Raw genomic sequence first — 21214 nt, 5'->3', positions numbered from 1 at the left:
TCCCGGATCCGCGCCCGCGGCGGCCGCACCCGGCACCTGGAACGCGCCCACTCGCTTCGGCACCTCCCTCCAGCCGCTGCCCGCCGCGTTCACCGACGGCCGCGGCCTCCTCCCGCTCCTCCTCGCGCTCGGCGCCGTGCTCCTCGTGACCCTCCCGGCCCTCCTCCTCCGCGGCGCGCTCGTCGCGCGCTTCGGCGGCCGGCACCGCGCGGCCGAGGACGTGACGCCGCTGCGGATCATCGCGCGCGGCGACGCCGCCGCCCTCACGACCCGGTCGGCGGCCGCCGCGTTCAGCGACTCGACCGCGACCACGGGGCAGATGCGCATCGTGCACGGCCGGCTCGACTCCGCGCCGATCCCCGTACCGGCCCGCCGCGAGCCCGAGCCGACGCTGCTCGGGGCCCGTCCCGCTCGCGAGCCGGGACGCGCCGGCCGCTGGGGTGCCGCCGCCGCAGCCCTCGCCCTGGCAGCGGCGCTGGCCGCGCTGTCGCTGCCCGTGGGATCCGACCCCAACGCCGTCCGCCTCTTCCTCGCCGCGCTGGTGGGCCTCGCCGTCGTCAACGGCGTCGGCGTGGTCGCGGTCGCCTCCGTGGCCGGTCGCGTCGGCGCCGGCCCCGCCCGCGTGCGCGCCGTCCCCGCCCTCCTCGTCCTGTCGGCGACCGCCGTCCTCGTGTCGCGCGCCGTCGGGCTCGCCCCGCCCATCGTCATCGGCCAGATCCTCGGCCTCGTGGCCGACGACCGCGACGACCGGTCCCGTGCCCGGCTCGCGCTCGTGCAGTCGGGGTCGCTCGCGGCGCTGGGCCTCGTGGCCTGGATCCTCTACGGCTTCGTCCCCGCCGACGGGACGATGTGGCCCCAGCTCGCGAACGAGCTGCTCAGCGTCGTGACCCTCGCCTCCCTCAGCTCCGCGGCGCTCGCGCTCGCGCCGGTCTCCCTCGTGCTCGGACGCTCCCTCCTGCTGCGCTCCCTGCCGCTCTGGGCTGTCGTGAGCGTCGCCGTCCTCACGCTGGCCTTCGCCGCGGTGGCGACGACCGCGAGCGGCGTGCCGACCGAGGTCTGGATCACGGCCCTCGTCGTCGCCGGCGCGTTCGCCGCGGTGAGCGTCGCCGTGTGGCTCTGGATCCGCGTCGTCGAGCCCTCGCTGCAGCGCCTGTAGCCGCGGTCCCCCGCGCCTGTCCCCCTGCCACGCCGCGTCTGGTGCGGATCGTCGGCCGAGGCCACACTGGGGGCGTCGCCGGCTCCGGCGGCCTCGACCCGGCCCGCGCGGCCCCGACGGCAGGAGTCCTGCATGAGCACATCGAGCACATCCCTCTGGGCGGCGCTCACGAGGCGGAAGCCCGTGGAGACGATCGAGGCGGAGCCCGGCGCGGCGACGGAGGAGGGCGGCCTCACCCGCTCGCTCGGCCTGTGGCAGCTCACCGCGATCGGCGTGGGCGGCATCATCGGCACCGGCATCTTCACGCTCGCGGGCACCGTCGCCAACCAGACCGCCGGACCCGCCGTCCTCATCTCGTTCCTCATCGCCGGCATCGCGAGCGCCGCGGCCGCCCTCTCCTACGCGGAGTTCGCGGGCATGATCCCCAAGGCCGGATCCGCGTACACCTACGGCTACGCGGCCCTCGGCGAGATCGTCGGCTGGTTCATCGGCTGGGACCTGCTGCTGGAGTACACCGCCATCGTCGGCGTGGTCGCCATCGGCGTCTCCGGGTACGCGGGCTTCCTCCTCGACCAGTTCGGCGTCGACCTGCCCGCGTGGATGCTCGGCGCGGCCGGCACGGGCGACGGCCACGTGGTCGACCTGTTCGCCGTGATCCTCTGCCTCGGCACCGCGTTCGTCCTCACCCGCGGCATGAAGAGCGTCGGCCGGTTCGAGCTCTACCTCGTGGGCCTCAAGGTGACGCTCGTGCTCGTGATCGTCGTCATCGGCTTCACGCAGATCACCGGCGCCAACTACCAGCCGTACTTCCCGTTCGGCGCGGCCGGGGTCTTCACGGGCGCCGCCACGGTCTTCTTCGCGGTGTTCGGCTACGACGCCATGAGCGCCGCGGCCGAGGAGTCGAAGGACGCGACCAAGCACATGCCGAAGGCGATCCTGCTGTCGCTCGCGATCGCGATGGTGCTCTACGTGCTCGCGACCATCGTGCTCACGGGCATGCAGAAGTACTCGGACATCAACCCGGAGAGCGGCTTCGCGACGGCGTTCGAGTCGGTCGGACTGCCCGCCGTGGCGAACGTCGTGGCGGTCGGCGCGATCGTCAGCGTCGTCACCGTGATGCTCACGTTCATGCTCGGGGCGTCGCGCGTGTGGTTCTCGATGAGCCGCGACGGACTGCTGCCGAAGTGGTTCGCGGTCACCGACCGGAAGCGGAACGTGCCCACGCGCGTGACGTGGATCATCGGCATCGGCTCGGCCCTGTTCGCGGGCTTCCTGCCCATCACCGTGGTGGCGGAGCTGACGAACATCGGGATCCTGCTGGCGTTCGTGGTGGTCTGCGCGGCCGTGATCGTGCTGCGCTACAAGCGGCCGGAGATCCCGCGGGCGTTCCGGCTGCCGCTCATGCCCGTCGTGCCGATCATCGGCATCGGCTTCTCGCTCTGGCTCGTCTCATCGCTGCCGTGGGAGACGTGGGTGCGGTTCGCGGTGTGGCTCGTCATCGGCCTCGTGATCTACCTCACGTACTCGCGCCGCAACTCGGTGCTCAGCCCGGACAGCCCGCGCAACCGGCGCTGACCGACCGCAGCACGACGCGGCGCCCGCATGACGACAGGGGCGCCGCCCACCTCGCGAGGTGGGCGGCGCCCCTGCTGCATGTCGCCTGCTGGCTAGTTCGCGCCGCTGGTGTTGATGCCGCCGTTGACGCCGTTGGGGTAGAACCCGCCCTTCGTCACGGCCTTGTTGTTCAGGTACACGATGTTGAGGACCTGACCCGTGGTGCGGCTGAACGCGATGCCGTTCGCGTCGGTCGGCACGAGGTTCGCGCCGCCCGAGATCGTGATGCCCTGGTCGAGGTCCGTGGACCCGTCGAGGGAGTCGCGCGCGTTGGAGATCGCGTTGGTCGGGGCCGCGAGGCCCTTCGCGAACAGCGAGGTGCGGATGATGCCCGCGTGGTACGCCTCGACCGCGAGGATGCCGGCGGCCGCCTCGAGGTACGTCTTGTTCGTGATGAGCGGGGCGGCGCCCTTGTAGGCGGTCACTCCGACGTCCTCGAACACGAACGACGCGAGCAGGAAGTTCTCGTCGCTCGCGAACGCGTCGAACTTCTCGCCCGCCTTGATGAGGCCGGCGGCCTGGGCCGCCGCGGAGAAGGCCGCGTCGAGGTCGATCGCGGGACGCGCCACCTTCGCCGAACCGAGCGCCGACCGCAGGAACTTGACGTGGGCCTTCTCGTCCTGGGCGATCTCGCGGGCGTACTCGCGGATGGCGCGGTCCTTGAACTGCACCTGCCGACCGCCCGTGACGCCGCCGGGCGTGCCGACGCCGGAGATGTCGTTCGGCACGAGGCCGTTGCCGGTCGAGGCGCGGAGGTAGAACTCGGCCTCGAGGTACTCGAGGTTGAGCGCGAAGTTGAGGACCGCGAGGTCGGTCGCCTGTCCGGCGTCGGCCTCGGCCTGGGCGTCGGCGGCCTGGGCGCCGGTCGCGGGGATGAGGGCCGCGGCGCCGACGCCGAGTCCCGCGATGCCCGCTGCGCTGAAGAAGCGGCGACGGTCGAGGGGCGACTGCGCGCTCTTGTGGATGGCCTGGGTGATGAACTTCTTGTCGAACATGGATGGAGCTCCCTTGATCGTCGCGTCCGTATCCCAGATACCGAGCGCGTGGTGGTTCGAACGCTAAACGGGTGATTGGCATCTGGATAGGGGCGCGATGCACTGTCTCGCCGGATGTCACGAACCCTTCGGAACGGGGATCGTCGCGGATTGGCCCGGGAGGGAGCGGCTCTCGGAGACGCGGATCAGGTCGGGATGACCTTGAAGAGCACCTTCCGCGTGACCATGAACCAGATCGCCGCCAGCACGAGGGTGTGGACAGCTACCCCCTGCCAGGGATTCGACCTGTCGATGAACGGCAGGCTGCCGACCAGGAGCACGAAGAACACGTGGACGATGAAGACGTAGAGGCTCGCGGATCCGAGCGGCGTGTAGAACCACCCGAACGCGCGGTCGACCGGCTTCCACACCCGCGTGAGGAACGTGTAGGCGACGACGAGCATCAGCCCGAGGTCGAGCAGACGGCCGGGCTGCAGGAAGGTGCGCTGGTACATCGACTCGTACAGCGACGAGTAGAGGCCCTCGGACACGCCCGGCAGCTGCACGCCGTACGTGTGGCCGGCCCAGAGCACGGCGAGCGATCCGACGTACGCGACGAGCAGGATCGTCACGAGCACGCGGCCGAGCCGCCCGGTCAGCGCCCGGGTGATCTGCCGGCGGTAGTAGCCGATCACCATGCCGTTGAGGAACGCGACCTGCCAGGTGAGCAGCGGGAACACGTCCTCGAACATCGACGGCAGCACGCGGATGTCGTACATCGCGTTGAGCACGTACGCGGTCCAGCTGACGATGAGGACGACCCACCACATGCGGCGGCGGAGCAGCCACACGACCGCGGGCACGAGCAGGGTCAGCACCACGAACAGGCCCATGATGTTGAACACCCACGGGCCCATGCGGAGCAGCAGCAGGTCGCGGATCGCGTACCAGGGCGGCGGGTAGTCGAGCAGGCGCGCGCCGTTCGGGTAGAGGTCGTAGACCTGGCCGGTGGTGACCTTGCCGTCGGCGCCGGTGCCGCGGTCGGTGAACGTGGTGATCACGTCCGTGTCCAGGAACGGCACGAACGAGAGCGCGAAGACGATGACGACCACGGCGATCGCCACGATGTACTGCTTGAACGCGCGCCGGAGGATGGAGACGAGGGCCTTCATCTCGCCGAACTTCTTCACGGCCATCGGGTAGACCATGCCGAGAACGAGGCCGGAGAGCAGCACGAACATCTCGGCGCCCGTGATGGCGCCGATCGCGTTGATGGTCACGTACGAGTACGGGCTCGCCACCTCGATGTGGGTGATGACCACGGCGACGATGGTCCAGCCGCGGAAGAGGTCGAGGCGGCGGTCGCGGGGCGAGTTCTCGTCCGGGTAGCGCCAGCCGGGCTTGAGGTGGCCGATGGGGCCGGAGATCACGAACAGCGCGAGGAGCACGACCGCGCAGAGCACGATCCACCCCATCTGCTCGTCCTCGGGGGATCCCGGGTCGCGGTACTGCGCGGTCGCGACGTTGGCGCGCTCCTGGTCGAAGACCTGCGTGACGGGGCCGAGCGTCGCGGTCGCGGGATCCAGGTGCGCGCGCAGGGCGGACGCGATGGCCGGCTCGCCCGTGGCGCGCCAGTCGATGACGGCGTCGTCGGCCTCCGCCTCCTTCCGCTCGAGCTCGCGCCAGACGACCATGCCGATGCCCGGGTGCGCGGCCCGGATGTCGGCGGAGAGCACCTGGTCCCACCACGCGCTCTTGATGTCGAGCTCGCTCGCGCCGTCGGTGCGCGCCGGGTCGTAGAGCGCGCCGGTCTCGATCACGGTCGGCTTGCCGGTGCCCTCGATCCACTCGGCCGCGAAGTCCCGCCCCGCGCCGCCCTGGTCGGCGTAGCCGTACTGCCCGGTGAGCTCGCGGGCGAACTTGCCGTCCTCGGGCACCACGTTCTCGCCGAACTCCTGCTGCGGGATCACCTCGCCGCCCAGGTAGTCCTCCGTGGGCTCCCCGACGGTGAAGTCCTGCTCGGTGCCGAAGTGGGACGCCGACAGGCCGATCCAGTCGACGGCGTCGTCGCCCGGGTAGTACGGCCGGTACGCGTCGTCGTCCACGTCGACGCGGCCGTTGCCGTCGGTGTCGAGCTCGGCGATGGAGCGGGTGCCGGAGGCGTCCGTGAGGCCGTCGGCGGATCCGAACGGGTAGCCGACCGCGTAGGCGGGCGACCACACGGTGACGGCGCCCGCGTCGGAGGCGTGTACGGCGTCCGCGACCTGGCGGAAGGCGGTGACGTACGCGGTCGGCTGCTGGCCCCACGGGGTCCACGAGCCGTTCATCTCGGGCGCGAACCGCACGAGCGCGCGGGAGTCGTAGCGCTCGCGGAGCGCCTCGAGCCGACCGGTGAGCGCGGTCGCGTCCGCCGCCGTCAGCTCGCCGAGCGGCTTCGTCGGCTCGAGGGTGAGGAGGAGGAGCGATCCCTGCTGCGCGGCCTGCTGCGCGAACTGGTCGAGGTAGGTGACGTCGTCGGATCCGAGCGGGTAGCGCACCGACTGGCCGAGCACCGCGGGGGTCGCCCCGAGGCGGTCGGCGTAGCTCTGCGCGTCGTCGGCGGTCCAGTCGATGATGCCGCCGAACCAGGGCACGGCGGGTGCGCGGGTGAGGTCGACCTCGTCGGCGGGTGCTGCGGGCGCTGCGGCCTGCGGCGCTGCCGCCTTCGGCGAGGAGGGCACGGCGAGCGCCGCGGTCGCCGGGACGACCGCGAGCGCGAGCGCCACCGCAGCGGCAGCCCAGCCGCCGATCCGTCTCCGCGTGCGCCCGCCCCCGCGTGCACGCATCCCCCGGCTGCGCATCAGCCGCGCAGCCTGACCAGCCGCCAGCGGTTGCTCCCGTCGGTGCGCTCGTAGGTGAGGTCGTCGAGGACCGCCTGCGCGAGCGCCAGCCCGCGCCCGCTCTCGCTGAGGTCGTCGGGCATGGAGACGCGCGTGAGGTCGACGACGGCGGGCTGGCCGTCGTCCTCGAACAGCGCCACGATGCGGTCGTGCTGGCAGATCACGGTCATGGTGAACGTCACGGGGTAGCCCGCGCGCTCCCCCACCGCGACGCCGTGCTCGACCACGTTGCCGGCGATCTCCACCACGGCCGTCTCGAACAGCATCCGCTCGTCGTCGCCCACGTCGCACGCCTGGTCCCACACGGCTGCGATCACGGCGTGCACGGCGGCGAGGCTCTCGTCCACGGCGGGGAGCGTGACGTTGGCCCGCACCGGAGGCGCGTGGTGCGTCATCCCCTCATCGGTCACGGAACACGCCCTCGGGCGACTCGTGCACCGTGAGCACGCGGTTGAGGTTCGTGAGCTCGAGCACCGCCTTCACCTGCGCGTTCGGGCGGGCGAGCCGGAGGTCGCCGCCCGCCTGACGGGCGCGCTTGAGGCCGGAGACGAGGGCGCCGAGGCCCGAGCTGTCCATGAAGTCGGTGCTGCCGAGGTCCACCACGACGAACGGCCGGCCGCCGTCGATGACCTCCGTGACGATGGTCGTGAGCTGCCGGGCGGAGACCATGTTGAGGCGGCCGGTCGGCGTGACGACGCTCACGTGCGTCCCCTGCTCGTTGACTGCGATGTCGATCATGCGTCCTCCTTGGCCGGCGTGAAGCCCCGATAGCGGGCCGCACGGATGATGATGCTGAAGATCGCCAGGTCGAAGACGACCCAGGCGAGGTTGGTGAACGTGCCGAGCGGCGTCGCCTGCCCGACCCCGAGGCGCAGCAGGCCGATCGCCGACGCGACGATGAGCGCGCCCATCACGTAGAGCTGGGGCTTCACGAGGTCCCACCGCGGCTTCCCGCTCGCGGCGCGGACCTTCGGGGTGACCGCGAAGTCGAGGGGCTTGCGGAAGAACACGTTGGCGACGGCGGTGGTGACCGACGAGATCCACACCGGGAAGAGCGCGAGGGAGTACTGCTGGCCGCGCCAGGTGCGCTTGCCCCGGCCGACGACCGCGAACAGGAGCTGGTTCACGAGGAGGAACGGGATCAGCCGGATGAAGAAGTCCGTCGAGATCGCCTGCACGGGGAGCACGCCGAACGTCAGGTAGATGATGGGCGCCGCCACGTAGACGACGGCCGTGAAGCCGGAGAAGTAGCTCCACATCGTGGCGAAGTACATGAGGCGCTGCGGGATCGAGAGCGCCTTCTGCAGCAGCGGGTTCTCGCGGAAGAACACCTGGATGGTGCCCTGCGCCCAGCGGAGGCGCTGGGTGAGCATGGTCGGCAGGTCCTCCGGCGCGAGACCGTAGGCGAGGACCTCGTCGTGGTACGCCGACTTCCAGCCGAGCCCGTGCAGGCGCATGCAGGTGGCCATGTCCTCGGTGACCGAGATGGTGGCCAGCGGCATGATCGACTGCGCGTCGTCGTCGCGGTGCACGTCGATGTCGCGGACGATCGCGCGCACGGCGTCGAGCGCCCCGAGCGGCGACCAGTTGCGCTCGGACAGGCGGGCCATGGCCGTGTCGTCGACGAGCGACACCGCGTCGCGCGCGGCGGAGTGCCGTCCGGCCAGCGCGGCGATCTCGGCGAGGTCGGCGTTCAGCGCCGCCATGTCGTCCTGCACCATGCGCGCGGCGATGGAGTCGACGCGCTTCTGGAAGCGGTAGGTCACGTCCGCCAGGCGCTGGCCGCGGCGGAGCCCGGCGCGGGCCCGGCGCACGTCGTAGGCGACGTCGTCGAGCGCCTTGCGCAGCTCCAGCTGGTCGGGCTCGAGCTCCTCGCGGGCCTTGTCGATCACGTCGCCCGCCGTGCGGAGCGCCCGGAACACGGTGATCTCGATGTCGGTCACGTAGCGCGAGACGCCGAGGAGCATGAGGGCCTCGCGACGCAGGATCGCGTTGGACCCGCAGAAGAACGCCGCATTCCAGCCGTCCTTGCCCTGCTGAATGGGGCCGTAGAACAGCGGCGCCTGGCTGCCGAGCGGATCCGAGTCCGGCACGTTCACGAACACCTGCGGCGTCTGCACGATCGCCATGCGCCGGTCGTCGAAGTAGCCGAGCGTCTTGTCGAGGATCTCGGGGACGGGCACCTGGTCGGCGTCGAGGATGAGCATGAACTCGCCCTCGGTCGTGAGCAGCGCGTTGTTGAGGTTCCCGGCCTTGGCATGGCGGGCGCGGCCCGACCAGTCGGCCGAGCGGGTGATCCAGCCGATGCGCTCGGCCTCGGCCAGGTCGCGGAGCTCGGTGCGGTTGCCGTCGTCGAGCACCCACGTCTTGTGCGGGTAGGTGATGCGCTGGGCGGCCCGCGCCGTCTCCATCACGAGGTCGAGCGGCTCGTTGTACGTCGCGATGAAGACGTCGACCGTGAGGCCCGGCTGCGGCGCGGGCGGCTTCGGCCGGTCGCGGGCCCGCCACATCGTGAGCCCGAACAGGAGCGAGTCGATGAGGCTGTACGTCTCCGCGAGCACGAGCGGGATCGCGATCCAGAGCGCCTCGGTGTTCACCGAGAACAGCAGCCGCCAGATGATGTAGTTGAGGCCCAGGATCGCCGTCACCACGGCCAGGAGCCGGATGAACGCGAACCGCAGCGGCGACCTCCCCGTGGTCGGTGCGCGGTGCGCGTTGCGGCTCATCCGCGCCTCACGGCGAGGACGGTCACGTCGTCGAGCGGCGTGCCTGCGGAGGCGAGGATGCGGACCCGCTCGACGAGCGCGTGCACGCCCCCGGCATCGGACACCAGGCGGCCGATCGACGCGAACGCGGGCGCGCTGCCGCCGAACATGTCGAACAGGCCGTCGCTGAAGGTCACGAAGGTGTCGCCGTGCGCGAGCACCACGTGGCGCTCCTCCCAGCGGTGGTCGACGTCGATGCCGACGGGCAGGTCGCTCGTGTCGAGGTGGGTGACGCGGCCGTCGTCGTGGACGACGATCGTCAGCCCGTGCCCCGCGTCGGCGTAGCGGAGGAGGCCGGACGCCTGGTCGAGGTGCCCGTGCTGCAGCGTGACGAAGGACCCGGTGCGGTCGAGGTCGGCGTCGAGGGTGCGCGCGGCGTCGGTGACCATGAGGCCCGTGTCCTCGAGGACGCCCGCACCGTAGCGGTCGGCGGTGCTCGCGATGCCACGGAGGACGGCGCGGACGGTGGCGGTGAGGATCGCGGCGCCCGTGCCCTTGCCCATCACGTCGGCGAGGGAGAAGCGGAGGCCGGACGCGGTGCGCTCGTAGTCGTAGAAGTCGCCGCCCACGACCTGCGCGGGCACGCACACGGCGGCGATGTCGTAGCCGGGGATCTCGACCTCGGCGGCCGGGAGCAGGGCGGCCTGCACCGCCTGGGCGCGCTCCATCTCCGCGTTCGCGACGAGCTCGCGCTGCGCCCACTGCGCGAGCTCGGCGAAGAGCGCGAGCTGGCCGCCGTCGAGGGAGCGCGGCTCGACGTCGTACAGGCAGAACGTGCCGATGACGAGGCCCTCGGGATCCCGCAGCGGGTGCCCGGCGTAGAAGCGGATGTGCGGCTCCTCCGCCACCGAGGGCAGGTGCCGGTAGAACGGATGCGCCTGCGCGTCCTCGACGACGAGCACGCGCTCCTCGCGGACGGTGGTGTCGCAGAAGACGCTGCTGATCGGCGTCTCGGACAGCTCGGCGCCGGCGCAGGACGCGAACCACATGCGGTCGTGGTCCGCGAGGCCGATGGTCGACAGCGGCACGGAGAACGCCGTGCGGGCGAGGCTCGTGACCCGGTCGAAGCGCTCCTGGGGCGGTCCGTCGAGCAGCCCCAGGGCCTCGACGGCACGCTGCATCGCGCTCGATCGCGCGTCCTCGATCAGACTCATCCCCGCCCCCTCGCCGACATGGACCCCCGTCCACGGCACCCGAATCGACGGGCGCGCTCAGCTTACGTGCCCGGATACATAGGGGACGTACTAAGTAGCGTTACGCGGATGACCTCGGTGGTCGTCCCAGTGTTCGCGGACGGGCTGCTAGCGTCGGGAGCGGATCGGGGGGTCTCATGGCATCAGCACGGAGACCGGAGCTCCCCTACCTCGACGGCATGCGCGGCGCGGCCGCCCTCGCCGTCGTGGCGTTCCACGCGTTCCTCTACACCGGGCTCAGCGGGCAGGCGTGGCAGGATCTGCCGCTCCTCGGCTGGATCACCGGCTACGGCTACCTCGGCGTGCCCGTCTTCATCGTCCTGTCCGGCTACGTGCTGATGCTGCCCGTCGCCGGCCGCCCGGGGCTCGACCTCCGGCACGGCACCGCGACCTTCCTCCGGCGGCGGGCCCGCCGGATCCTCCCGCCCTACTTCGCGGCCATCGCGCTCAGCCTGCTGATGGCGCTCGCGATCCCCGTGATGCGCGACGGCGCCGGCACCGCGTGGCAGAGCGCGGCGCCCGCCACCCCCGCGGGCATCGCATCCCACGTCCTCCTGCTCCAGGACCTCTCCCCCTCCTGGGTCAGCCAGGTGAACGCACCGCTCTGGAGCGTCGCCGTGGAGTGGCAGATCTACTTCCTCATGCCGCTGGTGCTGCTGCCGCTCTGGCGGCGGTGGGGTGGGCTGCCCGTCGTCGCCGTGACCACGGTCGTCATGACCGGCGCGTCGCTCGCCGGCTTCGCCCCGTGGGCCTGCCCGTGGCTGCTGGGCCTCTTCGCCGCCGGGATGCTCGCCGCCGAGATCACCGTCGGCGCGCGCCCGCGCTGGGCATCCGACCGGCTGCTGCTCGGGGTGGCCGTGGGCGCCGCGGCCGTGCTGCTCGTCGGGATCACGGTGCTGCAGGGCAGCGTGTGGGCCGCGGAGCTCGTGGCCGGCGCGGGCTTCGCGTCGCTCCTCGCGTGGGCGGGCGCGCGCACCATGGCCGGGTCCCGCCCCCGTGCGCTCGGCGCCTTCGTCACCCGTCCGGCGCAGCGGCTCGGCCTCGTCTCCTACAGCGTGTACCTCGTGCACAGCCCGTTCCTCGCGCTCGGCAACCTCCTGCTGCTGCCGCTCGGCCTGCCGACGGGCGCGCACGCCGCGCTGATGCTCCTGGTCGTCGCGCCGCTCGCGGTGGCGGCCGGCTTCGGCTTCTTCCACCTCGTCGAGCGGCACTTCCTCAACACGCGCCAGGTGCACGTGACGGCGTCGGCGGATCCCGGTGCGGCGTCCGTCGCGCCCAAGCCCGCGGCCTGAGCGGCTCGCCTCGGCGGTGCCCCCCCAGGACTCGAACTTCACTTCACCCCGAGAGGTACGCACGTCCACCTATGCGACAGCGCTACTAGGGCAAAGCACGGTCATACGTTGCAGCCAGCATCGGCAACTGTGTGCGGCGAGTGTGGGTAAACCGAGGGCAGAAATGAGCGCATTGATCCAGAACTCTCACGGGGGTGTCAGACGCCGACGGCACCTATCGGCTGCTCTGGATCCCGTGAATATTGGGTCGATTTCTGACGACCGGATAGAGTCAGTGAGAGTCTGCTGACGAACGCCACAGCCGGGTGTTGGCCCGTCACGTGCCGCCGATCACGTGCAGCGGCGGGGCTCTCGAAGCTAGACGGAGAGGGGCCCAACGCCTTCTGGCGCCGGGGCCTGTGTGTTGGTGAGGGTTCTAACCGACGAAAAAGTCGGGCTCCTCATCGTCCGGGATTCCATTCCTGATGTCGACCCACTCGAGATCGTCCGCGAGCTGCCTCACCCGCTCGTTGATCATCGTGACGACATCGACGACGAGGAAGTCGAAACCGACTGACCAGCTCACTGCCTCGACCTCGCCTTCGGGCTCCGCTGTGCTCGACATGTCAAAGCGCACGCGGTCCCCCACCTTCGGAGGAGTGTCCTTTGGTCCGACGTTGTAGAGGTACTCGGCCTTAGTGCGGTCGATGTTGCCCGGGTAGACCCGAATCTGGATGCGCATGCTCATGAGTCCGAGCGTATGGGAGGGCTCTCCACGGCGTCTGCCTCCCGTTCGGGGCCGCCCACGTAGGAGCGCCCCGGCGCCGGGAGGCGGGCGCGCTCGCCGGCGAATCAGATGAACTGCACCTGGTCGCCGGTGTAGCGAGCGACGTTCTGCGCGGCCTCCTAGCAGGTCTTCGTAGGTGGGAACCTGTGGTCCCGCGGAATGCCAGCGTTCGCCTCGATGACGGTGTTCCAGAGGCCGGACGTGTCCTTCTTGAAGCCTGCGGCCGACCTCCGGAACCTGCGGAAGACGAGGCTGACCGTCGCGTCCTCGCCGAGCCTGGCGGTGTACATGGTGCGCGTGGTGTTCATGGTTCTCCTTCTGGGCAACGAAGATGCCCTCACGAGTACCATCGGCCGAACCACGAACCAGTTCGGCGGGGTCCATCTCGGAGTATCACTCCGCGTTCAGCTACCGTGGTTGTAGAGATCCCCGTACTGACGCTCAATCGCCAAAATGTGGAACGTCGCACCAGCGCGTACGCCGGCCATCGGCAGCTTGCCGGAGTACCGGAAGACGAACACTTCGGAGGACTCGGAGAACGCGTCAGGCATAGTCATGCGCAGCTTCGTAGTGGGCAACTTTTCAAAGCCGAGACCGTGCTTTGGGGCTCTGCGGAGGTCCTTCCACGTAAGGCCCGACAGCGACTGCAGGCTTTCAGCGAACGCCGCCTTCGCCTCCTTCGTCATCGCGGACTCCTTGAGGTCGAAGTCACGGTGAAGATGCTTGAGGCAGAACACCGGGTGGCTACCGTCCGTGTTCTTCGGTTCGTCGTATGGAAGCTCCGTGGCGGAAGCCTGCGGTCGTGAACGATTCCGCCTGCGGTCGTTCACTCCGCCAACGCGGAGAGCCCGCGGAAGTAGCGGTAGATCACCGATCGCGGGATGGTGATGAAGTGCTCTCCGTCGCGGTAGCTGCTCGTCCACGGCGCCTCGGAGTGCGTCATCTCGCGCAACTTCCAAGCGCTCTTGGAGCCGAACGTCTCCCAGACGGAGGCCAGAAGGTCGGTCGTCTCCGTGTCGACCTGGAAGAAGTCGAAGTCTTCCGTGAAGGGGATCGCGTTCGAACCGTGGTCCTTGTACTGGCGGTAGACAACAGGGACGACCGGACCGTGAGTCCACGCCTGGATCTCATCTGCGAAGAGCGGAGCACCGAAGCGCGCAAGGTGATGCCCCTGCGCGTAGTACAGGAGCTTCTGCAACTTCAGATTCGACAGAGCGCCCTCTTCCTCGCTGTCGGCCCACGCAAGGAACCAACGTGCGATCGTGGAGGCGTCGTAGGCGGCGATGGGCTCGGGCGCAGAGGGAAAAGTCATGTCATTCACCGGGACTGGATGCGGACGTACATTGACGCGTTGGTTTTGCACGCAACTCCTACAGTATGCGCGCGGACCGTGCACGCGGGGAGGTCCCCCGTTCAGGTCTCGCCACGTCTACCTCGGTCACGGCCGAGTCGAGTGGCTGGACCTGCAGTCAGGGGAGCACGCCACCCTCATGTGCACGCACGCTTGCACGAGGCTGCAGTGGGGCGAATCGATCGGGCTTCGCGTGAAGTCCTTCGACTTCCTGCGCCGGCGCGCCCTCGTGGAGGAGAACGCCGGGCCTGTCGGAGGCGGGTGCTCCGAGCGGCTTCATGGGCCCCCTACTCCCCCTCAATATCGGGATCGCAGGCGCCCAGCCAGCGGTGCCCCCGCAGGGACTCGAACCCTGACCTGTAGCGATTTTAAGTCGCCCGTCTCTGCCAATTGGACTACGGGGGCGTGGCGCCTCGGCGCTCCCGACAGCCTACGGTCGGCCGGCGGATCCGGTGCGCCCGGGCATGACGACGGCCCGCAGGCTCGAGCCTGCGGGCCGTCGTCGGTGGTGCGGGTGGATCAGGCCGAGGGCTTCTCGTCCGCGTTCTCCACGCTGGGCGACGAGCTGTAGCTGCCCGCGAGCGCCGGGGACTTCTCGCCCTCGGTGGGCGCGTCGGCCGTGTCGTCGGCGGCCTTCTTGGCGGGTGCCGCCTCCTTCTTCGCGGGAGCGGCCGGCGCGGCGTCCGCGGCGGGACGCGGGCGCGACGCGAACGTCTCGAACGCGGTGCGCGGGGTCTCGCGCGCCTCGAGCGAGACGATGTCGCGACCCCAGACCAGGTTGTTCACCCAGCCGGTGACGACGCGCGCCTTGCGCTCGAAGGACGGGATCGCGAGGCCGTGGTAGCCGCGGTGCATGACCCAGGCGGGGAAGCCCGTGATGCCGATCTTGCCGGACTGGAACGCGCCCTGGTACAGGCCGAGGCCCGCGACGGCGCCGAGGTTCTTGTGGAAGTAGTCGGTGACGCCCTCGCCGCGGAGGCTCGCGGTGAGGTTCTTCGCCATGAGCTTGCCCTGGCGCACGGCGTGCTGCGCGTTGGGCACGCAGAAGCCGCCGACGCCGCCGCCCGTGAGGTCGGGGGTGGCCGCCACGTCGCCGGCGCCCCAGGCGTCCGCCACGATGCCGTCGTCGCCCTCGACGCGACCGTCGGCGCGCACGCGCAGGCGCCCGCGCTCCTCGATCGGCAGGTCGGTGTTCTTGAGCATGGGGCTGGCCATGACGCCCGCGGTCCAGACGATGACGTCGGACTCGAACGACTCGCCGGTCGACAGCTCGACGACGCCGCCGACGGCGGACTTGAGCTGCGTGTCGAGGTGCACGTTCGCGCCGCGCTCGGCGAGGTTCTTCAGCACCCAGTGGCTGGTCTCGAGCGACACCTCGGGCATGATGCGGCCCATCGCCTCGATGAGGTGGAAGTGCGTGTCCTCGAAGTCGATCTCGGGGTACTTCTTCACGAGGTCGGTCGCGATGCTGCGCATCTCGGCGAAGACCTCGATGCCGGCGAAGCCGCCGCCGACCACCACGAAGGTGAGGAGGCGCTCGCGCTCGGGGCCGGCCGGCAGCGTGGCCGCACGGTCGAAGTTGGCGAAGATGCGGTCGCGGATGGCGACGGCCTCCTCGATCGTCTTCAGGCCGATGGCCTCGTCCGCGACGCCCGGGATCGGGAACGTGCGCGAGACGCTGCCCGCGGTGACGACGATGATGTCGTACGTGAACTCGTACGGCTCACCGACGGGCGGCGTGATGGTCGCGGTCTTCGACGCGTGGTCGATGCCGGTGACCTTCGCCGTCACGACGTTGGTGGTGCGGAGGTGGCGGCGCTGCGAGACGACCGCGTGGCGGGGCTCGATGGATCCGGAGACCACCTCGGGCAGGAACGGCTGGTACGTCATGTACGGCAGCGGGTCGACCATGGTGACCTCGGCCTCGCCGGATCGGAGGTGCGACTCGAGCTTCCATGCCGTGTAGAAACCGGCGTAGCCGCCGCCGACGATCAGGATTTTGGGCACGATGGATGACTCCCTGCAGGTTGTGGTCGAAATCAGGCTACCCCTTCCGGAGCAGCCGCCTGAAATGCCGCGTCGCCACGACGGCCATGGCTGCCGCGAGCGCCGCGAAGACGGAGAGGACGAGGGCGGGGATCCCCACCTGCCGGAGCTCGCCCGCGGTCGGCAGCGCGTCGGCCGCGGGGTCGGCGGTGGGCGCGTCGGCGGGCGTCGCGGGCGCGGCGTCCGGGGTGGCGGAGGCGGCCGGATCCGGCGTGGCGGCGGGAGCGCGGCGGTACAGGCGCACCCACTCCTCCAGGTCGCCGAGCGGCTTCCCGCTCGCGGGCGCGACGTCGGCCGTCACGGCGGCGGCCGCGTCCACGAGGCCGCGCCCGTAGATCTCCGGCTGGCCCTTCTGCTCGGCCGTCGCGAGCACGCGCTCCACGACGTCGTCGGCCTTCAGCTCCGGATGCGCGGCCCGCACGAGCGCGACCACGCCGGAGACGAGGGGCGCCGCGCCGCTCGTGCCGCTCCACTGCACGTACCGGCCGCCGGGCTCGACGCCGACGAGCTGCTCGCTGGGCGCGGCCACCGCGATGGTGATGCCCTGCGACGACGCGTCGAAGCTCGCGGCCCCCGCGCGGTCGACGCCCGCGACGGCCAGCACGCCGGGGATCGTGGCCGGCGCGCCGACCTCCGTGGTGCCGCTCCCCCGGTTGCCCGCCGCCGCGACGACCACGACGTCGTGCTGGTAGGCGTAGAGGAAGGCGCGATCCCAGCTCTCCGGCCAGTCGAGCGAGTTGCGGGTGAGGCTCATGTTGATGACCTGCGCGCCGTTGTCGACGGCCCAGCGGACGGCGTCGGCGATCTGCGCGTCCTCGTCCCGCGCGCCCGGGGTCGGGCCGCCGAGCGCGACCGAGACGCTGAGGACGCTCGCGGCCGGGGCCACGCCGATGACGCCAGATCCCGTGCCGGTGCCGCGGCCGGCGAGGAGCGACGCCACCATGGTGCCGTGCTCGCTCGAGGCGCCGACGGGCTTCGTTCCGTCCGTGGATCCGACGCCCGACACGTCGGTGCCGCCCACGACCGCGCCGCGCAGGTCGGCGACGGACGCGTCGACGCCCGTGTCGATGACGGCGACCTTCACGCCCTCACCTCGGGTGGTCTGCCACGCCTGCTCGATGCCGTAGTCGGCGAGCCAGTACTCGCGCTCGCGCACGGGATCCGCGTGGGCGGGCGTCGCGGTCGGCAGCACGGCGACGAGGGCGAGGATCCCGACGGCGGCCGCCCGCGCCACGCGGCGCGCGGGCCGCGTCGCCGGGCGCGGGCTGGAGGCGGGGATGCCGGACGCGCGGGTGCCCGACGCGCGGATCATGCCGCGTCGGGGTCGGCGCACTCGCAGACGTCCGGCGACCAGGACGCCCGGGCCAGCGCGATGTCGCCGATGGGGTTCACGCCCGGACCCGCGGCGAGCGCGTGGCCCGCGAGGGCGTGCAGGCACTTGACGCGCACGGGCATGCCGCCCGCGGAGACGCCCGCGAGCTCGGGCACCACGAGGATCGACTCGCGGTCGGCGAGGTAGGACGCGTGGGCGGCGGCGTACGCGTCGCGCAGCGCCTCGTCCTCCGCGAGGTCGTCCTGCAGCTCGGCCATGACGTGCTCCGCCTCGAGGTGCGAGATGGCGGTGGTGGCCGCGGGGTGGCACAGGTAGTAGAGCGTGGGGAACGGCGTGCCGTCGGTGAGGCGCGGGGCGGTGCTCACGACGGTGGGGTTGCCGCAGACGCAGCGGGCGGCGATCCCGACGACGTCGCGCGCGGGTCGACCGAGCTGGGCGGTGACGACGCGCACGTCGCGCTCGGACGGCGGGTCGAAGGGGGGTCGGGTCACTGGTCGCCTCCCTGGACGGATCCCTGGAGCTGGTCGGGCGGGGTGTCGCTGAGGGCGCTGGTGAGCGCGGATCCGAGCAGGGCCTGCACCCAGTCCTGCTTCGTCTCCTGCAGGTCGGCGCTGATGGGCGCGCCGTCGGGCGTGGTGGTCGCCTCCCCGGACGCGGCGGGCAGCCCGCGGACGAGGTAGCTCGTCTCGCCGGGCATGACGTAGAAGAGGCGATCCCGCACCTGGGCCTTGAGGAAGGCGGGGTCGTCGTAGCGGGCGCGCTGGTCCTGGAGCTGGGCGATGGTGCCCTTCTGGGCGTCCACCGCGCTCTGCAGGCTGCTGAGCTGCTGCCGCTGCTCGAGGTAGATGCGCAGGCCCGGGGCGAGCACCACGACCGTGAGGACGAGGAGCACGAGCACCATGACCGAGAAGCCGGAGAAGCGCATGCTGCGGAGCCAGTTGCCCGCGGGCGCGTCGCCGTCGGGCAGCGCCACGGGGACCCGCTCGGTGCGCGGGCGCGGCGCCCGGCGGGCGCGGAGGGTGTCGAGGCCGGGGAAGCGGGCCATCGGTCCTCCTTCGTGTGCGGGTCGGGTCGTGCGGGGGGCGGGAACGGCGATCCGCCCGCGCCGGGAGGGGCGCGGGCGGATCGGCCGGATCAGGCCTGGAAGCGCGGGAAGGCGCTGCGGCCGGCGTAGACCGCGGCGGCGCCGAGGTCCTGCTCGATGCGGAGGAGCTGGTTGTACTTCGCGACGCGCTCGCTGCGGGCGGGGGCGCCGGTCTTGATCTGGCCCGCCTCCACCGCGACCGCGAGGTCGGCGATGGTCGTGTCCTCGGTCTCGCCGGAGCGGTGCGAGAGCACGGTGGTGTAGCCGCTGCGCTGCGCGAGGCTGACCGCGTCGAGCGTCTCGGTGAGCGTGCCGATCTGGTTCACCTTGACGAGGATCGAGTTGGCGACGCCGCGCGTGATGCCGTCGGCGAGGCGCTTGGGGTTGGTGACGAAGAGGTCGTCACCGACGATCTGCACCTTGGAGCCGAGCTCGGCGGTGAAGTGGTCGTACCCGGCCCAGTCGTCCTCGTCCAGCGGGTCCTCGATGGTGATGAGGGGGTAGGACGCGACGAGATCGGCGAAGTACGCGGTGAGGTGCGCCGCATCCACCTTCTGGCCCTCGAACGTGTACGCGCCGTCCGAGTAGAACTCGCTGGACGCGACATCGAGGCCGAGCGCGATCTGCTTGCCCGCGGTGAAGCCCGCGGCGTCGATGGCCTCCATCAGCAGGTCGAGCGCGGCGCGGTTGCTGTCGAGGTTCGGCGCGAAGCCGCCCTCGTCGCCGAGGCCGGTGGACAGGCCCTTCTTCTTCAGCAGGCTCTTGAGCGCGTGGTACGTCTCCACGCCCCAGCGCAGGCCCTCGGAGAAGGTGGACGCGCCGACGGGCAGGAGCATGAACTCCTGGATGTCGACGTTGGTGTCCGCGTGCGAGCCGCCGTTGATGACGTTGAGCATGGGGACGGGCAGCGTGTGCGCGTTCGGGCCGCCGAGGTAGCGGTAGAGGGGCAGCTCGGCCGAGTCGGCCGCGGCCTTCGCGACGGCGAGGGAGACGCCGAGCAGCGCGTTCGCGCCGAGGCGGGACTTGTTCTCGGTGCCGTCGAGCTCGATCATCGTGGCGTCGATGATGCGCTGGTCGGCGGCGTCGAGGTCCTGGATGGCCGGGCCGATCTCGTCGACGACGGCGGCGACGGCCTTCTGGACGCCCTTGCCCAGGTAGCGGCCCGCGTCGCCGTCGCGCAGCTCGTACGCCTCGAACGCGCCGGTGGATGCGCCGGACGGGACGGCGGCGCGCGTGAACGTGCCGTCCTCCAGGAGCACCTCGACCTCGACGGTCGGGTTGCCCCGGGAGTCGAGGATCTCGCGTGCGTTGACTGCTTCGATGGCTGCCACGGAATGGTCTCCTTGCGTTGCGGTGAGGGGGTGGGAAGTCGGGTCCATCCTAGCCGCGGGGCCGTTCCGGGCCGCGGGCGGCGGGGCCCGCGCGCAGGTGTCGCGCAGGTGACGGATCAGCCGCGCGGGCCGCCGTCGAGCGGTCGCTCCTGCAGGCTGGCGGCGTCGCCCGTGTCGCCGTCGACGGCCGCGAACGTGCGGAATCCCTGCTGCTTGAGCGCCTCGAGGAGCGGCGCGACGTTCTTCGGCCGCGGCTCCAGGCGCACGCGCCGGCCCGACGCGACGAGCTCCGCCTTGAGGCGCGCGAGCACCCGCACCGGGGTGCGCCGGTCGTGCACGAGCGCGATGGCGTCGTCGTCCGCCGCCACGGGCAGGACGGCCAGGTCGACGATCCGCTCGAAGCCGATGGAGAAGCCGGCGGCCGGCACGTCCTGGCCGAGGAAGCGGCCGATCATGCCGTCGTACCGGCCGCCGCCGCCCACCGAGCTGCCGGAGGCGGGGTGCGCGATCTCGAAGATGGTGCCCGTGTAGTAGCCCATGCCGCGCACGAGGGTCGGGTCGAAGCGAAGCGTGACGCCGTCGGGCAGGCCGACGAGCGCGTCCGCGAGGGTCTCGAGGTCGGCGACCGCGTCGGGGTCGACGCCCGCGGGGAGGATCGCGGTGATCGCCTCGGTCGTGAGCGGCACGCCGCCGTCGGCGAGCGCGGGCTCGATGCGCTCGAGGATCCCGCCGAGCACCGCCGCCGCGTCCGCCCCGCCCTCGGCGAGCTCCGCGACGACGCCCGTCGCGCCGATCTTGTCGAGCTTGTCGATGCTGATGAGGGCCTGCGCCTGCCGCTCCGCCGCGAAACCGCAGGAGTCGAGGATCCCGGCGAGGATTCGGCGGTCGTTCACGCGGATGGTGCAGCCCGTGAGGCCGAGCGCCGCGAGCGTGGCCGCGGTGGCGGAGATCAGCTCGACCTCGGCCAGCTGCCCGGCCTCGCCGATGATGTCGATGTCGCACTGCATGAACTGGCGGTAGCGGCCCTTCTGCGGGCGCTCGGCGCGCCAGACGGGGGCGGCCTGGATCGAGCGGAACACGCCCGGCAGCTCCGCGCGGTGCGAGGCGTAGAAGCGCGCGAGCGGCACCGTGAGGTCGAAGCGGAGGCCCAGGTCGGAGAGCGCCAGCACGTCGCCCGCGTCGGCGGCCGCGTGCAGGTCGTCGCCCGAGAGGCCGCGCTTCAGCACCGAGTAGGCGAGCTTCTCGTTGTCGCCGCCGAGGCCCGCGTGCAGGCGTCCGGACTCCTCGACCACGGGCGTCTCGATCTCGTCGAAGCCGTGCGCACGGTAGGTGCGGCGGATGATGGCGAGCGCCTGCTCGCGTCGGGCCTTCTCGGCGGGCAGGAAGTCGCGCATGCCGCGGGGCGGCGTGATCTGCTGGGGCATCCCCCG

Annotated in this window: 18 protein-coding genes, 1 tRNA gene and 1 pseudogene; 3 read left to right on the top strand and 17 right to left on the bottom strand. The window is 71.4% G+C overall.

Features of this window, described 5'->3' with window-relative positions; all coding sequences use genetic code 11:
- Both HDR73_RS09700 and HDR73_RS09695 read left to right on the top strand, forming a co-directional pair.
- Positions 1-1156 (top strand): annotated as a pseudogene (locus HDR73_RS09700) (hypothetical protein); the annotation flags it as partial.
- Positions 1157-1288: 132 nt separating this feature from the next.
- Positions 1289-2731, top strand: a complete 1443-nt coding sequence (locus tag HDR73_RS09695; protein ID WP_012299709.1) for an amino acid permease — start codon at positions 1289-1291, stop codon at positions 2729-2731.
- A 92-nt stretch (positions 2732-2823) separates the two neighbouring features.
- Here the strand turns inward: HDR73_RS09695 and HDR73_RS09690 are convergent, their stop codons facing one another.
- From HDR73_RS09690 to HDR73_RS09665, 6 genes are all read right to left on the bottom strand, one after another.
- Positions 2824-3765 carry a ferritin-like domain-containing protein gene (locus HDR73_RS09690; RefSeq protein WP_012299710.1) on the bottom strand — a complete coding sequence of 314 codons (942 nt, stop codon included), beginning with the start codon at positions 3763-3765 and terminating at the stop codon, positions 2824-2826.
- 185 nt (positions 3766-3950) lie between these two features.
- Positions 3951-6569: an OpgC domain-containing protein gene (gene opgC, locus HDR73_RS09685; protein WP_049791936.1), complete on the bottom strand. Its 2619-nt coding sequence runs from the start codon at positions 6567-6569 to the stop codon at positions 3951-3953.
- A gap of 14 nt (positions 6570-6583) precedes the next feature.
- A complete protein-coding gene (locus HDR73_RS09680; RefSeq protein WP_223842651.1) occupies positions 6584-7033 on the bottom strand; it encodes an ATP-binding protein in 450 nt (149 codons plus the stop codon).
- Positions 7023-7361, bottom strand: a complete 339-nt coding sequence (locus HDR73_RS09675) for an STAS domain-containing protein (protein WP_012299713.1) — start codon at positions 7359-7361, stop codon at positions 7023-7025. The genes HDR73_RS09680 and HDR73_RS09675 overlap by 11 nt, the downstream gene beginning before the upstream one ends.
- Positions 7358-9349, bottom strand: coding sequence for a glycosyltransferase family 2 protein (locus HDR73_RS09670; RefSeq protein WP_012299714.1), 1992 nt, complete (start codon positions 9347-9349; stop codon positions 7358-7360). The genes HDR73_RS09675 and HDR73_RS09670 overlap by 4 nt, the downstream gene beginning before the upstream one ends.
- Positions 9346-10542: a PP2C family protein-serine/threonine phosphatase gene (locus HDR73_RS09665; protein WP_049791937.1), complete on the bottom strand. Its 1197-nt coding sequence runs from the start codon at positions 10540-10542 to the stop codon at positions 9346-9348. Before HDR73_RS09665 ends, HDR73_RS09670 begins: the two co-directional genes overlap by 4 nt.
- Positions 10543-10718: 176 nt before the next feature.
- Between HDR73_RS09665 and HDR73_RS09660 the strand changes: the two genes are divergently transcribed.
- A complete protein-coding gene (locus tag HDR73_RS09660; protein ID WP_041464668.1) occupies positions 10719-11873 on the top strand; it encodes an acyltransferase family protein in 1155 nt (384 codons plus the stop codon).
- Positions 11874-12288: 415 nt separating this feature from the next.
- Here HDR73_RS09660 and HDR73_RS09655 read toward each other — a convergent pair whose 3' ends face one another.
- The 11 genes from HDR73_RS09655 to hisS form a co-directional block, all read right to left on the bottom strand.
- Positions 12289-12600: a hypothetical protein gene (locus tag HDR73_RS09655; protein ID WP_012299717.1), complete on the bottom strand. Its 312-nt coding sequence runs from the start codon at positions 12598-12600 to the stop codon at positions 12289-12291.
- Between the two features lie 158 nt (positions 12601-12758).
- Positions 12759-12947, bottom strand: coding sequence for a hypothetical protein (locus tag HDR73_RS09650; protein WP_041464669.1), 189 nt, complete (start codon positions 12945-12947; stop codon positions 12759-12761).
- Positions 12948-13043: 96 nt separating this feature from the next.
- Positions 13044-13325 (bottom strand): hypothetical protein, encoded by a 282-nt coding sequence (locus HDR73_RS09645; protein ID WP_133064108.1) that lies wholly within the window; start codon positions 13323-13325, stop codon positions 13044-13046.
- A 140-nt stretch (positions 13326-13465) separates the two neighbouring features.
- The gene (locus tag HDR73_RS09640) at positions 13466-14002 is read right to left on the bottom strand and encodes a Panacea domain-containing protein (protein WP_256890518.1); all 537 of its coding nucleotides are present in this window, start codon (positions 14000-14002) and stop codon (positions 13466-13468) included.
- A 318-nt stretch (positions 14003-14320) separates the two neighbouring features.
- Positions 14321-14395 (bottom strand) — tRNA-Leu (locus tag HDR73_RS09635).
- Positions 14396-14509: 114 nt separating this feature from the next.
- Positions 14510-15997, bottom strand: coding sequence for an NAD(P)/FAD-dependent oxidoreductase (locus tag HDR73_RS09630; protein WP_012299721.1), 1488 nt, complete (start codon positions 15995-15997; stop codon positions 14510-14512).
- Positions 15998-16034: 37 nt separating this feature from the next.
- Positions 16035-17348, bottom strand: coding sequence for a S8 family peptidase (locus HDR73_RS09625; protein ID WP_086935915.1), 1314 nt, complete (start codon positions 17346-17348; stop codon positions 16035-16037).
- A complete protein-coding gene (locus HDR73_RS09620; RefSeq protein WP_012299723.1) occupies positions 17345-17860 on the bottom strand; it encodes a DUF501 domain-containing protein in 516 nt (171 codons plus the stop codon). Before HDR73_RS09620 ends, HDR73_RS09625 begins: the two co-directional genes overlap by 4 nt.
- Positions 17857-18414, bottom strand: a complete 558-nt coding sequence (locus tag HDR73_RS09615; RefSeq protein WP_012299724.1) for an FtsB family cell division protein — start codon at positions 18412-18414, stop codon at positions 17857-17859. The genes HDR73_RS09620 and HDR73_RS09615 overlap by 4 nt, the downstream gene beginning before the upstream one ends.
- An 89-nt stretch (positions 18415-18503) precedes the next feature.
- A complete protein-coding gene (gene eno / locus HDR73_RS09610; protein WP_012299725.1) occupies positions 18504-19784 on the bottom strand; it encodes a phosphopyruvate hydratase in 1281 nt (426 codons plus the stop codon).
- A 116-nt stretch (positions 19785-19900) separates the two neighbouring features.
- Complete coding sequence (gene hisS, locus HDR73_RS09605; protein WP_012299726.1) at positions 19901-21208, bottom strand: histidine--tRNA ligase; 1308 nt, start codon at positions 21206-21208, stop codon at positions 19901-19903.
- Between the last annotated feature and the right edge of the window lie 6 nt (positions 21209-21214).

The organism is Clavibacter sp. (assembly GCF_014802555.1).
GTDB classification, from domain to species: domain Bacteria; phylum Actinomycetota; class Actinomycetes; order Actinomycetales; family Microbacteriaceae; genus Clavibacter; species Clavibacter sepedonicus.
This window is presented reverse-complemented; position numbering and strand designations above follow the sequence as displayed.

Coding starts and splice junctions, on each gene's coding strand:
- HDR73_RS09695 (WP_012299709.1), top strand. CDS start 1,289: ATGAGCACATCGAGCACATCCCTCTGGGCGGCGCTCACGAGGCGGAAG.
- HDR73_RS09690 (WP_012299710.1), bottom strand. CDS start 3,765: ATGTTCGACAAGAAGTTCATCACCCAGGCCATCCACAAGAGCGCGCAG.
- opgC (WP_049791936.1), bottom strand. CDS start 6,569: ATGCGTGCACGCGGGGGCGGGCGCACGCGGAGACGGATCGGCGGCTGG.
- HDR73_RS09675 (WP_012299713.1), bottom strand. CDS start 7,361: ATGATCGACATCGCAGTCAACGAGCAGGGGACGCACGTGAGCGTCGTC.
- HDR73_RS09670 (WP_012299714.1), bottom strand. CDS start 9,349: ATGAGCCGCAACGCGCACCGCGCACCGACCACGGGGAGGTCGCCGCTG.
- HDR73_RS09665 (WP_049791937.1), bottom strand. CDS start 10,542: ATGAGTCTGATCGAGGACGCGCGATCGAGCGCGATGCAGCGTGCCGTC.
- HDR73_RS09660 (WP_041464668.1), top strand. CDS start 10,719: ATGGCATCAGCACGGAGACCGGAGCTCCCCTACCTCGACGGCATGCGC.
- HDR73_RS09655 (WP_012299717.1), bottom strand. CDS start 12,600: ATGAGCATGCGCATCCAGATTCGGGTCTACCCGGGCAACATCGACCGC.
- HDR73_RS09650 (WP_041464669.1), bottom strand. CDS start 12,947: ATGAACACCACGCGCACCATGTACACCGCCAGGCTCGGCGAGGACGCG.
- HDR73_RS09645 (WP_133064108.1), bottom strand. CDS start 13,325: ATGACGAAGGAGGCGAAGGCGGCGTTCGCTGAAAGCCTGCAGTCGCTG.
- HDR73_RS09625 (WP_086935915.1), bottom strand. CDS start 17,348: ATGATCCGCGCGTCGGGCACCCGCGCGTCCGGCATCCCCGCCTCCAGC.
- HDR73_RS09615 (WP_012299724.1), bottom strand. CDS start 18,414: ATGGCCCGCTTCCCCGGCCTCGACACCCTCCGCGCCCGCCGGGCGCCG.
- hisS (WP_012299726.1), bottom strand. CDS start 21,208: ATGCCCCAGCAGATCACGCCGCCCCGCGGCATGCGCGACTTCCTGCCC.